General features: G+C 62.7%; 12 protein-coding genes and 1 pseudogene. 7 read left to right on the top strand and 6 right to left on the bottom strand.

Annotated elements, in window-relative coordinates; all coding sequences use genetic code 11:
- Positions 1–10 precede the first annotated feature (10 nt).
- Positions 11–1,387, top strand: coding sequence for a putative lipid II flippase FtsW (gene ftsW, locus AC1DVN_RS00930; RefSeq protein WP_020908900.1), 1,377 nt, complete (start codon positions 11–13; stop codon positions 1,385–1,387).
- A 114-nt stretch (positions 1,388–1,501) separates the two neighbouring features.
- Positions 1,502–2,134 (top strand): TetR family transcriptional regulator, encoded by a 633-nt coding sequence (locus tag AC1DVN_RS00925; protein WP_019745059.1) that lies wholly within the window; start codon positions 1,502–1,504, stop codon positions 2,132–2,134.
- Between the two features lie 3 nt (positions 2,135–2,137).
- Here AC1DVN_RS00925 and AC1DVN_RS00920 read toward each other — a convergent pair whose 3' ends face one another.
- The gene (locus tag AC1DVN_RS00920; protein WP_182262454.1) at positions 2,138–2,923 is read right to left on the bottom strand and encodes an SDR family NAD(P)-dependent oxidoreductase; all 786 of its coding nucleotides are present in this window, start codon (positions 2,921–2,923) and stop codon (positions 2,138–2,140) included.
- A 104-nt stretch (positions 2,924–3,027) separates the two neighbouring features.
- On the opposite strand from AC1DVN_RS00920, the pseudogene AC1DVN_RS00915 reads away from it, so the two are divergent.
- Positions 3,028–3,555 (top strand): annotated as a pseudogene (locus AC1DVN_RS00915) (VIT1/CCC1 transporter family protein); the annotation flags it as partial.
- Between the two features lie 15 nt (positions 3,556–3,570).
- On the opposite strand, the gene AC1DVN_RS00910 reads toward AC1DVN_RS00915, so the two are convergent.
- From AC1DVN_RS00910 to AC1DVN_RS00900, 3 genes are all read right to left on the bottom strand, one after another.
- Entirely contained in the window at positions 3,571–4,461 is an 891-nt protein-coding gene (locus AC1DVN_RS00910; protein WP_020970585.1) for a universal stress protein, read from the bottom strand.
- A gap of 48 nt (positions 4,462–4,509) precedes the next feature.
- Positions 4,510–6,045, bottom strand: coding sequence for a CYTH and CHAD domain-containing protein (locus AC1DVN_RS00905; protein WP_477993164.1), 1,536 nt, complete (start codon positions 6,043–6,045; stop codon positions 4,510–4,512).
- Between the two features lie 75 nt (positions 6,046–6,120).
- A complete protein-coding gene (locus tag AC1DVN_RS00900; protein WP_024487285.1) occupies positions 6,121–7,044 on the bottom strand; it encodes a pseudouridine synthase in 924 nt (307 codons plus the stop codon).
- Positions 7,045–7,184: 140 nt separating this feature from the next.
- Here AC1DVN_RS00900 and AC1DVN_RS00895 point away from each other — a divergent pair, with 140 nt between their 5' ends.
- The 4 genes from AC1DVN_RS00895 (at position 7,185) to puuE (ending at position 12,455) form a co-directional block, all read left to right on the top strand.
- Positions 7,185–9,212, top strand: a complete 2,028-nt coding sequence (locus tag AC1DVN_RS00895) for a CocE/NonD family hydrolase (RefSeq protein ID WP_047889858.1) — start codon at positions 7,185–7,187, stop codon at positions 9,210–9,212.
- Positions 9,213–9,274: 62 nt separating this feature from the next.
- On the top strand, positions 9,275–10,519 hold the full coding sequence (locus tag AC1DVN_RS00890) for a DUF6986 family protein (RefSeq protein ID WP_021332132.1): 1,245 nt from the start codon (positions 9,275–9,277) through the stop codon (positions 10,517–10,519).
- A gap of 3 nt (positions 10,520–10,522) precedes the next feature.
- Positions 10,523–11,509, top strand: coding sequence for an allantoicase (gene alc / locus AC1DVN_RS00885; RefSeq protein ID WP_060938101.1), 987 nt, complete (start codon positions 10,523–10,525; stop codon positions 11,507–11,509).
- Between the two features lie 16 nt (positions 11,510–11,525).
- Complete coding sequence (gene puuE, locus AC1DVN_RS00880) at positions 11,526–12,455, top strand: allantoinase PuuE (protein ID WP_020908892.1); 930 nt, start codon at positions 11,526–11,528, stop codon at positions 12,453–12,455.
- A gap of 7 nt (positions 12,456–12,462) precedes the next feature.
- Here the strand turns inward: puuE and AC1DVN_RS00875 are convergent, their stop codons facing one another.
- On the bottom strand, positions 12,463–13,239 hold the full coding sequence (locus tag AC1DVN_RS00875) for a class I SAM-dependent methyltransferase (RefSeq protein ID WP_019745049.1): 777 nt from the start codon (positions 13,237–13,239) through the stop codon (positions 12,463–12,465).
- 46 nt (positions 13,240–13,285) lie between these two features.
- On the bottom strand, positions 13,286–14,536 hold the full coding sequence (locus AC1DVN_RS00870) for an MCE family protein (protein ID WP_250884846.1): 1,251 nt from the start codon (positions 14,534–14,536) through the stop codon (positions 13,286–13,288).
- Positions 14,537–14,665 lie beyond the last annotated feature (129 nt).

Genomic DNA, 14,665 nt, shown 5'->3' with positions numbered 1-14,665 from the left:
TCGAACGGCGATGTGGACGAATCGGCCACTGTTCGATTTCCATATGATCGTCGGTCTGGTCGTGCTGATCGTCGCGTTCGGACTGCTGATGGTGCTGTCGTCTTCGGGCGTCGAATCCTATGTTCTGTCCGGGACGTCCTACGCCCGCTTCTGGCCGCAGTGCATGTTCGCAGCGATCGGTTTGGTGATGTTCGTGGCGGTCGTGCGGCTGCCGACCGAAACGATGCGTAGAGCCTCACCATGGCTGCTGATCCTGTGTCTTGTTCTGCTTGTCCTGGTGCTGATTCCAGGTATCGGCTCGGAGCAGATGGGTGCTCGCAGCTGGTTTGTGATCGCGGGTATTTCCTTCCAGCCGTCGGAGCTGGCCAAACTTGCTCTGGCGATCTGGTCCGCGGCGACGGTTGCGTCGTTCATGAACGCGCGGATGGATGTCAACCGTGCGCTGCCGGTGATCGGCGGTACGACGCTGCTGGTTCTGGTTCTGGTGGTGTTGGAGAAGGACCTCGGAACCACGATCACGATCGGCATCATCTTCATGTCGGTGTTGTGGTTCGGGCTGTTCCGGATGAAGACGTTCATCAGCCTCACGCTCGGTTCCGCAGTCGCATTTCTCGTGCTCGGGCTTACTGCTGGTTACCGCTCGGATCGCATCAAGGCTTTCCTCAATCCTGATCTCGACCCGCAAGGCTTGAACTTCCAGAGCACTCAGGCCAAGTACGCCTTGGCGAACGGCGGCATCTTCGGTCGCGGTCTGGGGCAGTCCGACGCCAAATGGAGTTACCTCCCTCAGGCGCACAACGACTTCATTTTTGCCGTGATCGGTGAAGAGTTGGGTCTGGTCGGTGCGCTGATCGTCGTTGCTCTCTTCGCCGCGGTTCTGATCGTCGGACTGCGAATCGCGAAGCGGTCCACCGATCCGTTCCTCAAGGTCATGACGGCGACGGCAACGACGTTGATCGTCGTGCAGGCGTTCATCAACATCGCCTACGTCGTTGGCCTGATTCCGGTGACCGGTCTGCAACTACCGCTCATCTCGGCGGGCGGAACGTCGATGATCACCACCTTGCTGATGTTCGGGCTCATCGCGCACGCAGCCTTCCGTGAGCCCGAGGCTGTCGCCTCGGCCGAGAGCAGCGGTCGCGGTTGGATCCCGCTGGTCTTCGGCAAGCCTCGGTTCGGCATTGCCAAGAAGCCACAGACTGATCGACGTAGGCCGCCTGCTCGCCGCGCCCAGCCGGCCCCGACTGGTCAACGCCGACCGGAGCGACGGGCGCCGCAACCCGACAGGCGCCGGACTCAAGCGCCGGGCCGACGCGCACCGTCGCGCGACTGGTCGGAAGATCCACGTAGACGCGGCCGATCCGATCGGCCGCGGCGCGCTTCCTGATCTCGGCCAGTCCTACTGGCGGCCAGCTCGGAAGCGGGCAGTCATGCACCCGACGATTGCGTTGGGCGGCTACATTGGGAGTCGGCAAAACGACGTCTAATTAGGGTTGTGGACATGGCAGGTGGCGACAAGGCAGACCAGTCGGTGGTCGAACGTAGCTCGGTGACCGGACGTCGTACGACGCCGTCGCAACGAGCGCGTTTTCGCCGGATTGTCGACGCCGCAATGGAATCCGCCTCCGAAGGCGGCTACGACGCGGTGCAGATGCGATCGGTCGCCGATCGCGCCGGCGTCGCGATCGGCACTGTTTACCGGTATTTCCCGTCGAAGAACCACATGCTCGTCGTCGCATTGTTGTGGATGTTCGAGGGTTTGCGTGACAGATTCCAGGACTTTGTAATCCCGGGCGAGACTCCGTCGGACCGAATTCTGTTTGTGCTGCGCAAGAATACGGAGGTCCTCGAGACCGACCACCTCCGTTACGAAGCGTTGGTTCGGGCGTACATGTTCGCGGACGCGTCGGCGACTCCGGAACTCAACGCGCTCGGTGGCGTCGTGACCGAGATGTTCGCGAAGGCGATCGGCGTCGAGGAAGTCTCGCAACAGCAGATGGATGCGGTGAAGGTCATCGACGACGTCTGGATGTCGAGTCTGGTCTCGTGGGTTGCCGGCCGGATGACGACGGACGAGGTGATGGCGCACCTCGAACTTGCCGTGCGACTGGTCTTTCGCAAGTTGGGTGGATAGCGCTCAGACGGTGTAGCCGCCGTCGACGTTGAGCTTTTGACCGCTGATGAATCCGGCCGCGTCGCTTGCGAGGAAACATACTGCTTCGGCGATGTCGGCAGCTGATCCGAAGCGCTTCAACGGAATTCGGCTCATCGTCACATCGAGTGCGCTCTGGTCGAGTTCGGCGGAGTTGATCAGTCGCTCCGCCATTCCGTCCGTCAACATGCCTGGTCCTACCGCGTTGAACCGAACGCCGTAGCGTCCTTCCTCTGCGGCGAATCCGCGAACAAGTTGTTCGACAGCCCCTTTGGTGCCTGCGGAGAGTCCGTCGCGCACGGGAAAACGATCCGTTGCCGCGGTTGTCACCGCTACCACCGAACCCGAAGATGCCCGCAGCGCAGGCAGGGCGGTGTGGACGAGTGTGAAGAACGCCGCGGCTTCCTGGTTCAGTTGTTCGGTGAAGAACGCCGGCGTCACGCGCGAGAGGTGCGTCATCGGGACGTGCGGTCCCGCAGCGTGGACGAGGGTCGTCAACGCGCCCAGATCGCTGACCGCATCGCGGACGGCGGAGCTGATCGACAACTCGTCGGTCAAGTCGAGAGAGTACGAGTGGGCGAGCACGCCATGCGCTCGAATCTGCTCGCTCAGCTGCTCGGCAGCGTCCTTGTTGTTTCGGTAGGTGAAGGCGACGTCGTGCCCGCGGTCGGCGAGAGTAAGCGCGATCGCCGACCCGATTCCACCGGTTCCGCCGCTGACAAAAGCGGTGCGTGCTGCGCTCACAATGCCTCCAGAGGTGTGCCGTTTCATAACCTAGCAAATGCTTGGTTGGGTTCTGTCTGGGAATATATCAGTACGCGAAGGACAGGCTCAGATTGCTATCGCAACCGGACTGATCGTCCTAATCTGTTGCCATGTCCGGAGACAGTGTGCAGTTGACCGACGGGGCGCCCGGTGGGGAATCGGAACCTCACGCACCGAGTTTGAACAATCGCCTGAATTGGCTGCGTGCAGGTGTTCTGGGGGCAAACGACGGAATCGTCTCGACCGCAGGCCTCGTGGTCGGTGTTGCGGCAGCCACAACCGAGCGCTCGGCGATCTTCACGGCCGGTTTCGCTGGTCTGGTTGCCGGCGCTGTGTCCATGGCGTTGGGTGAGTACGTCTCGGTCAGCGCTCAGCGAGACACCGAACGCGCACTCCTGCAGAAGGAGAAGAAGGAACTCCTCGAGACACCGGAGGCGGAACTCCAGGAACTGACCGAGATCTACGAGAACAAGGGATTGAGTCCGGAGACGGCCCGCCGCGTCGCCGAAGAATTGACCGAGCACGATGCTTTCGCGGCACACGTCGAAGTCGAATTGGGTATCGACCCGGATGATCTCACCAATCCATGGCATGCGGCGATTTCGTCGGCAACCTTTATTAACCGCGGGGGGTTAATAAAGGCGCACAGCAATTCAGGCGCGACAGATCATGACCGGCCCTGGCGCATGGTGCAGCAGATTCTGGCTGGTCGAGCCCATCACGGCGGCGGCCATCGCACTGCGGCCATGGCTTCCGACAACTATCAACTGCGCGTCGTCGGCGTACTTGAGCATGACGGGGGCGGCGGCGCCGGGTTCACTGATGCGGGTGACCGGCACGTCCGGGTACTGATCGGCCATGCCGGCCAGGTTCTCTGCCAGCAGTGCCGATTCCTCCTGCTCGACGGCTTCCCAGTCGATGAGGATTCCCGCTCCGCCTTCGCGGAAGGTGGACGAGCCCTGCCAGGTGTGGACCGCGATAAGCGGCGCGTCGAACTGATCGGCATAACGAAACGCGTACTCGACGGCCTTCTTGCTCAACGCACTTCCGTCGACTCCGACGATGACGGGACGTTGATCCGGACCGGGATTCTCCGCCGAACCACGCCAGACGGTGACCGGACAGGTTGCGTGATTTGCCACCTTCAGTGCGGTCGATCCGAGTAGCCGCGAGCGCAGTGCGCCGGATCCGGTCGACCCCATCACGATCAGGCGTGCGGTACCCGAGGATTCGAGGATGTGCGTCGACGCCGGGCCCGGTGCGATCTCGGATTCGATGGTCAGTTCCGGGAATTCAGCTGAAATCACCGCGGCGGCGGCATCGACGATCGCTTCGCCGTCTTCGCGGATCTGGCTGAGGAACTGCGACTGCAACATCACTGCAGCGGGACTGTAAATCGGACCCTCCTGCGGCAGGGCATGCACCAGAATCAGTCGTGAGTTCACCGCGTTCGCGACCGAGGCTGCCCACCGGGCCGCCGCCGTCGAGGCCTCGGATCCGTCGATACCGGCGACGACGTCCTGGTGTCCTGCAAGTGTGTTCATGTCTACTCCTCTGAAATGATCGAGATCGGTCGACTGGTTGCAGCCTGGTCACCAGAGTGACGACGCTGATTTGACGGCTTCCTTCCACGTCTTGCGGAGCAGTGTTGATTGCCCGTCGGCGATTTCCAGTTCTCGTCGGTAGGCCATGCCCAATCCGAAACTGGTGAGCGAGGTGTGCTCCTGCTCCGCAGCAATTTCGAGCAGGTGATGTTGGGCTACAACGGAATCCTGATGCTCGCCGAGAACATCCTGGAAGTGGCTGAAATGCTTCAAGGCGCGCTTGGCCCGGCTCTTCGACACCGGTTCCATGACCTCGATCGCGTACTTCATCCGCTTGGCGCCCTTGCGTGCGCGGTGCATTCGCTCGTCACGCTCGGTGCGGGTATCGGCATCGAAGACGTGATCGACTCGCTTACCGACCTTGTGAGCTAGATGGCGCACGGTATGCGCCAGCTCTCGTGCCGACGCCTTTTTTCCTACACGGTGGGCGGCAGTGTCGAATTCGAGGTCGCCGACGTACTCGTCGAGTCGATCGAGCAGTGTGGTGTAGCGCTCGGAATCGAGCGCTTCGAGGGCGGTTTCCTGCGCGGTTTCACCGCGGGCCGAGAAGTACTCGTCGATTCGAGCGCGCACTGCTTCTCGCTCGGGCATCTCGTCGATTTCACCGAGTCGTTCCACAAGACGCTCCCACTGGACCTCGACGTCGCGGGCGTCACCGAACTTTCCACCGATCCACCGAAGATCCGTGATGAGATCGTCGGTCTTGGGGGAGTGACCGGCGTACGACTGTAGAGCGCTGCGGATACGACGTGCTGCGACCCGGAAGTCGTGAACGGCTTCGTCGTCGGCGCGGCGCGTGCCGAGATCCGCGGCGACCAGTGCGCGCAGTTGTTCGATGAGGTAATTACGCAACAGAATTCGCGGATTCGACGCTTTGCCAGTGGTTACCTCGTGGCCGACGTATGGAGTGACCGAAGTGCCCAGTGCTCGTTTGAGTTTGGACGGACTCGCAGAACGCTCGAGCCCCGCGTCCAGTAGAACCGACTCGATTGCATCGGCCAGGGCCTGCCCGCCTGCGCCTTGTTCGACCTCGACTTCCTGCCACGTCGACTCACCGGAACCGTCTGCCTTGCAGGCGATGACGGTGTCGGAGACTACTTCGGCAAGCAGAACACCGTTTTCGCCGTTGAGTCTGGTGCGCTCCCGATCGGTGATGATCAGGGCGACCGGCACCAGATCGTGACCGCGGATGACCGCCCGGATCAGACTCGCCAGCGGCGAGGGCACATCGGTGCTCTCGTCCGGGGGAAGCTGGATTTCGGTTCTAGTGTCCTCGCCTGCGGGAAGTTTCATGTGCCACCCCGCGTCGTCGCCGCCCTCACGCTTGCGCAGCGTGATCTTCTCGGCGAGTAACCGGTAGTCGGCGGTGTCGAAGTAGGTGGCAGAGAGCTGTATCGAGTCGTGGACCGGTTCGCCGACGACACCGGGAAGTCCACCCAGCGCGGGAACTTCCTGCTCGGCCGGCGCCTCGTACTTGCGCTCGATCTCCCGTACGGCTTCGGGTACGACGGCGGTCTTGCTCATCTGGTCTCCTCTTGCGGTGCGGTCTGCGCTTCCATCCTCCCGGTATCGGAGGCGCAGTGGAAGGGTCCGGGGTCCCTACGGCGAGTCGCCACGGCCTGATTCGTCCGGCCAGGACAGTGTCCGCCGACTTTCGAACCGTTGCAGCCGGCCGGTCGTGGGATCCTCGAACTCGAGAACCTTCGACAGCAGGCGCAGCGGGTTCGAATAATCCTCTGCGGCAACGTCGTAGAAGTCGGGATAGAAGTTGTCGCCGTGGATCGGTAGCCCGAGCGAGGTCATGTGCAGGCGAAGTTGATGGGTCTTGCCGGTATGGGGAATCAACCGGTACCGCGCGAAGCCGTCTCGCGTCTCGATCAGTTCGATCCGCGACTCGCTGTTGGGTTCGCCCTCGATCTCCGCGGCCTTGAGCACGCCGCGTTCTTTCACGATGCGACTGCGCACGACCACGGGAGTGCTCACCTGCGCGTCGTAACGCGCGATGGCCTCGTATTCCTTGGTGACGCGGCGCTCGGCGAACATGGTCTGATAGCCGCGCCGGGCCGCCTGATGCACGGTGAACAGCAGCAGTCCTGCCGTGACGCGGTCGAGGCGATGCGCTGGACTCAACTCCGGCAGATCGAGATCTCGACGCAACCGCACCAAGGCCGATTCGGCGATGTATCGCCCGCGGGGCGTGCTCGCGAGAAAGTGCGGCTTGTCCACGACCAGGATGTTTTCGTCCCGATAGAGGATGTCGATCTCGAACGGCACCCGCGCTTCGACCGGAGCGTCGCGGTACAGGTAGACGAAACGCCGGGGGGCGAAACCGCTCGTCTCGGTGATCGCGACGCCCTTCTCGTCGACGACCTCCCCGGCTGCGACTTTCTCCCGTAGGCGGACGGCGTCCTGGGGAAACCGTTCGAGCAGGTAGTCGAGCGTCGTCGCCCACATGCCGTCGTCTGGCTGACGGATGCGACTCGGGTTCAGGCCGTCGCGGACGGGAAGGGGAGATCGTGACACATCTTCAAAGCTAGCCGTCCGGGCGGCATCGAGACCTATTGACGACATATGGGACGGAAGTTACTATCCGGTAAGTTCGTGACGCCGGTCACTGTCGTGGGGGCAGGGCTGGGTCATCACAACAGAAAATTGGGGTTTTCGTGAGGACACGACTTCTACGTCGAAGGTCGACAACGATTGCGGTGGGGCTGTGCGTCGTGGGATTGACGGTGCCGAGCGCCGTCGCTTCCGCGGATCCGACGGGAGGGTCGGACGGACAGACCTGGCTCGCGGCCACGGAGACTGCGCCGCAGTATCCGGGCGTCTCCGTCGAGTGGGACGTACCCATCACGATGAGTGACGGCACGGTTCTGCAGGCAAATGTGTACCGACCGGCGGATGCGTCCGGGCGCGCTGTGGAATCGAAGGCGCCTTCGGTTCTCAACATAACTCCGTACACGAAACTGCTGGACACGTTGGTGGATTCAGCTCTGTCGATCCCGCAGGTGGGTGAGACGTTGATGGACGTGGCGAACTCGCTCGACCTCGCGGCGCCGTTCGACGGAGTCTCGGAGTTGACGGGCGTCATAGCCGGCGGAGGCGCCAGGGTTCTCGGCGTCAACCGTGATCTGGTCCAGAACGGATACACGCAGGTAGTGGTCGACGCACGTGGAACCGGCTTCTCCCAAGGTAATTGGGACGTGCTCGGCAAGCGCGAGCAACAGGATTCGGTCGAAGTCATCGATTGGATGAGCAAGCAGGGGTGGTCCGACGGCAAAGTGGGGATGGCCGGAATCTCGTACTCCGCGATCAACTCCGTACAGGCCGCGAGTAACAATCCGCCTGCGTTGAAGGCAATCTTCCCGGTCGAACCAGGCAACGATCTGCTACGCGACATCGTCGGAACCGGTGGCGGACTCGGAGTCGGGTTCATGCCGTTGTGGCTGACCGCGGTCAACGGGCTCAAACTCATTCCGAACGTTCAGGACATCCTGCAAGGCAACTTCGATCCACTGTGGTTGGCGAGCCGCCTCGAGGATCCCGGCACCCTGATTCCTGAACTGGTACAAGCGATGACGGCCCAGAGAATCGAGGACGTGTCACCGTCGACTCTGCAAGTCGCACAGGACGGTCAGTTCTATCAGGACCGATCCGCTGACGTCGGCAACATCACTGTTCCGACGATGGTCTACGGCGGTTGGCACGACATCTTCGCCAACAGCGAGCCGCGGATCTACAACGGAATCGATCTGCCGGCCGGGCAGAAGCAGTTGATCATGGGCAACGGCTATCACGTCACTCCCGGTGGAGGATTCGGCAAGGACGGTGCGCCGCCTCGCCTCGACGTACTCGAACGCGCGTGGTTCGACAAGTGGCTCAAGGGCATCGACAACGGAATCGAGCGATACGGTCCGGTGACGATGTTCCAGCAAGGTGGCGGATGGATCACGGATGATCAGTTCCCGCGAGCGGGCGCGACGTACGAACGTATGTATCTGAACTCCGCGCCCAGCGGAACTGCCGCACACGCGGCCTACGACGGTTCACTGACCAGTGACCAGCCCAGTGCCGCAGCGCGATTGACAGTCGCACCCGGACTGCGAGGCTTCTGCTCCGGTGACGGAACTCAGGGCACTGCCGGGATCTCCGTGGTGCTCGGTGCGTCGTGTTCCAAGGATTCCCGATTCCAGGAAGCGGAGGGTCTGACGTTCACCGGTGAGGCAGTCACGGAGCCGACCTCACTCTCGGGCCCGATCAACGTCCACCTCGAGACAGTCCTGGACGCGACGGACGGATTCTGGGCAGCGACGGTCAACGACGTAGCGCCGGACGGAACATCGACACCGATCACGAACGGCGCTCTGACTGCGTCGCTCCGGGCGGTCGACGATTCCAAGAGCACTCGCTCGGCCAACGGTGACTACAGTGAACCGCACCACTATCTGACGATCGACACGCGTCAGCCGGTGGTTCCCGGTGAGGTCACCGCCGTCGACATCAACATGCTCCCGACGGACGCAGTGCTACAACCCGGTCACCGGCTCCGCGTCGACGTCTACGCTGCCAGCGTGCCGCGATACCTGGCGCTCGGGCCGATGCTTGCCGACAGCCAACTGAAGCCGCAGCACATCGAATTGGCTGCGGATCGGCCGAGCTTCGTCAACGTTCCGTTCGTCGGGGGTCGCTGACCCGGACTGGATCGGCGGCGTGAGAACCTGCGGGCTCGCGGACGTTCTGCGAAGATCGTCCGATGACAGAATCCCGACTCTCCGCCGCCGTCCACGATCGTCTGGACGGACTTCTGGATCCGGTGGACGAGCGGCTCGCGGCCCAGTACCCGGGAAACCGTGACGAGATCCAGCCCGTGCACACGATTTACGTCAGTGCCGCGGATGCAACCGTCGACACCCCTCGTCTCTGGGGTGAGCAGGCGATCGCGCTGCTCGATTCCCATGCGCATGTGTTCGCCGATCTCGACACGGAGAATGCGCTCGCAGCTGTGCGAGTTCAACTCGGCCGCAAGCCGGTCCAAGACTTTCGGATCGATTTCGAGGACGGGTACGGACGCCGCAGCGACGAAGAAGAAGACGCAGCAGCGACGTCGGCCGGGCGGACACTTGCAGCGTTGAGCGCTGATCCTGCCGGGCCGAACTGGGGCGGCATCAGGTTCAAAGGGCTGCCGGCCGGTGAGCGTCGACGCTCGATCAGGACGCTCGAGCTTGTGCTCGACGCGGCCGGCGGAGTGCCGGACGGATTTGTCTTCACCGTTCCCAAACTGCGCGCGGTGGAGCAGGTCACGGCGACGGTGGCGCTCTGCGAAGAACTGGAGAAGGCACACGGACTCGAGACCGGTTCGCTTCGGTTCGAGCTGCAGATCGAGAGCCCGCAGGCGGTCATCGCTGCCGACGGAACTGTGGCAGTTGCTCAGGCCATCCATCGCGGTGCCGGCCGTCTGACCGGTTTGCATTACGGCACTTACGATTACAGTGCGGCTTGCGGAATTGCATCGCGTCATCAGTCGCTCGAACATCCGGTGGCAGACCACGCAAAGGCTCTCATGTTGGCTGCTGCCGCGCAGACCGGCGTCTGGGTGTGCGACGGGTCAACTCAGGTCGCGCCCGTCGGGAGCGCCACGGCGATCCGCGACGCGATCACTCGGCACCATCGTCTCGTCACGCGGTCCCTTGAACGCGGTTACTACCAGGGGTGGGACATGCACCCCGGGCATCTGGTCACCCGCTGGCTCGCCACGTTCGGCTTCTACCGCAACGCACTCGGCGCCGCTGCCCCGCGCATCCAGTCGTACCTGGGGCGCCAAGGTGGCGACGTGATGGACGAACCTGCAACTGCCCAGGCGCTGGCAGCGGTGGTACTGCGCGGGCTCGACGCGGGGGCTTATCCAGAATCCGACGTTCTCCGGCTCGCCCCGAGCGCGGACACCAACGCACTCCATCACCTCGTAGGACGCACCACACCGATCACAGGAGAACACTGACCGATGAGCACCACCGAATTCACCTTGCTGCCCGACCTGGCACTGCGCACCCTCGGCGGAGCCGTCATCTGGGCGAACGACGAGGCATTCGCCGAGCGCGAGGCCCTGATCCGACCAGGTAAAGCCGGATACCAGCCGGCGACGTTCGGACACAAGGGGCAGGTGTACGACGGTTGGGAGACGCGTCGCCGCCGTGTGGCAGGCCATGACGAGGCGATCGTGCGCCTCGGTGTTCCTGGAGTGGTGCGAGGCGTCGTGGTCGACACCGCGTGGTTCAAGGGCAATTACCCGCCCGAGATCTCGGTGGAAGCAATCTCCGTCGACGGGTATCCGGATCCCGTCGACCTGGCCGGATCCGGCGAGTGGACAACCATCGTCGAACGCTCGACCGTGCACGGTGACTCGGAGAATCCGTTCTCGGTGGTTTCGGAGGATCGATGGACGCACGTCAAGCTGACCATTTATCCGGACGGCGGCGTTGCGAGATTCCGTGTTCACGGTGAAGCACGGCCAGACCCGCGTTTCCTCGATGCCGGGCCGTTGGACCTTGCAGCACTCGAAAACGGTGGCCGCGTGACCGATTGCTCCAACATGTTCTACAGCTCACCGCAGAACATTCTGTTCCCCGGACGCGCTGCTTCGATGGGGGACGGGTGGGAGACCGCCAGGCGCCGCGACGACGGAAACGACTGGGTGCAAGTACAACTCGCGGGTGAAGGCGTGTTGAGTTTCGTCGAGATCGACACCTCGTACTTCCTCGGAAACAGTCCAGGTGAGGGCGCTCTGACCGGCCGAACTCCGGAAGGGGAGTGGTTCGAACTGTTGCCGCGTACGACGCTGCGTCCGGACACGCGCCATCGCTTTCCGATCGATTCCGAAGTTCCGGTCACCGATGTTCGTCTGGACATCTTCCCGGACGGTGGCCTGGCGCGGCTGAGAGTATTCGGCGTACTCACCGACGCTGCTCGCGCTGTGATCTCCGGGCGCTGACGGTAAAGTTGTTGCCATGAGCGACTATCCGCGCGACGACTATCCCCGGGACATGGTGGGGTACGGCCCTCATCCGCCGCATCCGCACTGGCCCGGCGACGCGCGGATAGCGGTTCAGTTCGTACTCAACTACGAAGAGGGAGCCGAGAACAACGTCCTCGACGGGGACGCGGCTTCGGAGACTTTTCTGTCGGAAATGACTCCGGCGGAAGCATTTCCGAATCGACACATGAGCATGGAATCGCTGTACGAGTACGGCTCCCGGGCCGGGTTGTGGCGTGTCCTGCGGACCTTCGAGCGGCGAAACCTGCCTCTCACAGTCTTTGCGGTGGCGCGGGCAATGCAGCGTAACCCGGAAGCAGTCAGTGCTTTTCAGGAGTTGGGTCACGAGATCGCGTGTCACGGATTACGTTGGAAGTCTTACCAATCCGTGGACATCGAGCGTGAACGCGCCGACATGGCCGAGGCAGTCCAGATTCTGCAAGATCTGACGGGTTCGGCGCCTCTCGGTTGGTATACCGGACGCGATTCACCGAACACCCGCGAATTGGTGGTCGAGCACGGCGGCTTCGTCTACGACTCCGATTCGTACGCCGACGATCTGCCGTACTGGGTAGACGTTCCGCGTGGCACAGAGTCGGTGAAGCATCTCGTCGTTCCGTACACGCTCGATACCAACGACATGCGTTTCGCCTCTCCAGCAGGATTTCCCAGCGGCGATCAGTTCTTTGCGCACCTACGTGACGCCTTCGACGTGCTGTATGCGGAGGGAACGGCCGGATCACCGAAGATGCTCTCCGTCGGGTTGCACTGCCGCATAGTCGGACGCCCTGCCCGAGCTGCCGCCCTCGAGCGTTTCCTGGACCATGTGCAGTCACACGAAAAGGTCTGGATCTCGCGGCGAATCGACATCGCCGAGCACTGGAAGACCATTCACCCCGCGTAATGCGGGGCTATTTGCGCGCCTCGATCAGAAATCGACTCGAGTACGCGACAAAAGATCCGTCTCGACGGATCTGCTGATCGAGTTCCCGGAGCCGGTCCAGATACTGCGCGACGGTGAATCCCGGAACCATCCAGATCACCTTGCGTAAGAAGTAGACAACGGCGCCGATATCGAAGAATTCCATGCGCAGACGCTCGAAACGAAGGTCGACGACGGTGAGCCCGGCCGAAATCGCGTCGGCGCTTTCGTCCTCGTAGTGCCGTCCGCGACGAGCCTGCGGCTGAGGACCGAGGAAGAACTCGACGAGTTCGAACACGCTGGCGTGACCGACATGTTGAGCGAAGTACGTTCCTCCCGGTTCGAGTACCCGAGCGATCTCGGCCCACCACACCGTCGCAGGGTGTCGACTGGTCACCAGATCGAAAGCCGAATCGGCAAACGGTAGCGGTGGCTCGTCCGGATCCGCGACCACCACCACACCTCGGGGACGCAGAAGCGCGGTGGCCTTGGTTACGTTCGGTGGCCAGGATTCGGTTGCCGCCATCACCGGCGGGAGTGTCGGTGCAGCGGCGAGGACTTCGCCGCCGCCGGTCTGGATGTCCAGCGCAGCGCCGGCACCACCGAGACGTTCACCCATCAACCTCTGATACCCCCACGACGGACGCTGCTCCGTGGCGCGCCCGTCGAGCCACGAGAAGTCCCACCCGTCGACGGAGGCGGATTCGGCTTCGGCGACAAGTTCCTCGAAACTTCGTGACGTCCTCTCAGGCGTTCCTTGCGACATCACATCATCATCGTCGCGGAGCGTCGACGGTGCCAGTTTTTTACGGCTACTTCGGGGTGGCACCGAGCATCGGTGCGAGTTGTGTGGCAATCGGGTTCAGGTTGAGCTTGTCCGGGTCCACCTTGGGCTTGCTGTCCCACGGTTGCGAGGTGTTCGGGTCGGCGAACGCGATGCGGTTGGCGCTCCGAACTCCCGTTTCGCTGCCCTGGGGTGCCTGGCAGTTGGCGGCTGTGTTCAACGGGAAGTTCTGCGTCGTGTCGTCGAAGTTCGGGTCCTTGCGCTTCATCTCGTCGAGGATCGCCATGGTCCCTTCGTAACCGACGGTGCACGAGAGCGGGTTGTTGGTCTCGAGTACCAAGCCCAGATGTACTGTGCCGTCTCCCGGTGCAACGGTGGGCGCCGCCCCGGCGAGGGCAGGCAGGAAGAGCAGGAAGGGCTGCAGCGAGGGCAGTGTCGGGGCGGCTGCCGCTGCAACGGCGGAGAGGTTGGAGAGGTTGGTCGTGAGCGCGGGGCCGGCTTCGGTGACGAGAGAGCCGACTTGTTCGCTGGCCGGTATGCCGTTGTCGATCACGCGTCGGATGTCGGGGTCGCTGGTGCGCAATTGCGCAGTCAGTGCGTCGAGGTCGGTGCTGAACTGCTTGATCGCCGACGATTGATCGGACTGGGTCGTGAGTACCGTCTGGCTGTCGCGGATCAGTCCGAGGGTCTGGGGAAGRGTGTCGAGGCCCGACTGGGAAATCCCCGACAGCGAGTCGGCAAGTACCTGCAGATCTTCGCCCTTGCCGTTGAATGCCGCGCCGAGTTCCTTCGCGACGGTGTGGAGTGCGTCKACCGGAACGGAGTGCACCAGACCGTTSGCGCTGGTCAAGACGTTCTCGATGGGGATCGGCGTGGTGGTCTCGCCCACGGCGATCACCGAGCCGTCTTCGAGGAACGGGCCCTGGTCGGTATCGGGCTGAAGGTCGACGTACTGCTCACCGATGGCTGAGCGATTGGCCACCACGGCTCGCGCGGATGCGGGAATCTGTGGAGCATTGCTGTCGATCAACAGGTCGACTTCGATTCCGTCGGACGTGAGCGACATGTCGCCGACGCGTCCGACGGGTACACCGCGATAGGTCACTTCGGCGTTGGTGAAGATGCCACCGGACGTCGCCAGTTCGGTTTTGACCGTGTATTGGCCGAATCCCAGAAGATTGTCCAGCCGTACGTATTTCGCTCCGACGTAGATCAAACCCAGGAGTGCAACCACGACGAGTGCGACCAGCTGCCACTTGGCGAGCTTCGACATCACCATGTGGGGACGGCCCTGAACTGATGCGGTGTGTTCATGGTTCGACTCCCGAATGACTAGCCGGGTACGGCTGGTGTTGAGCGAATTGTGTTCACCCGCGAGCATTCTCGGGCGAACCGGAAACTTCCGGCA

The organism is Rhodococcus sp. P4_E4 (assembly GCF_056401575.1).
The sequence above is the reverse complement of the archived record's forward strand: the minus strand, read 5'-3'. Positions and strand labels throughout refer to the sequence as shown.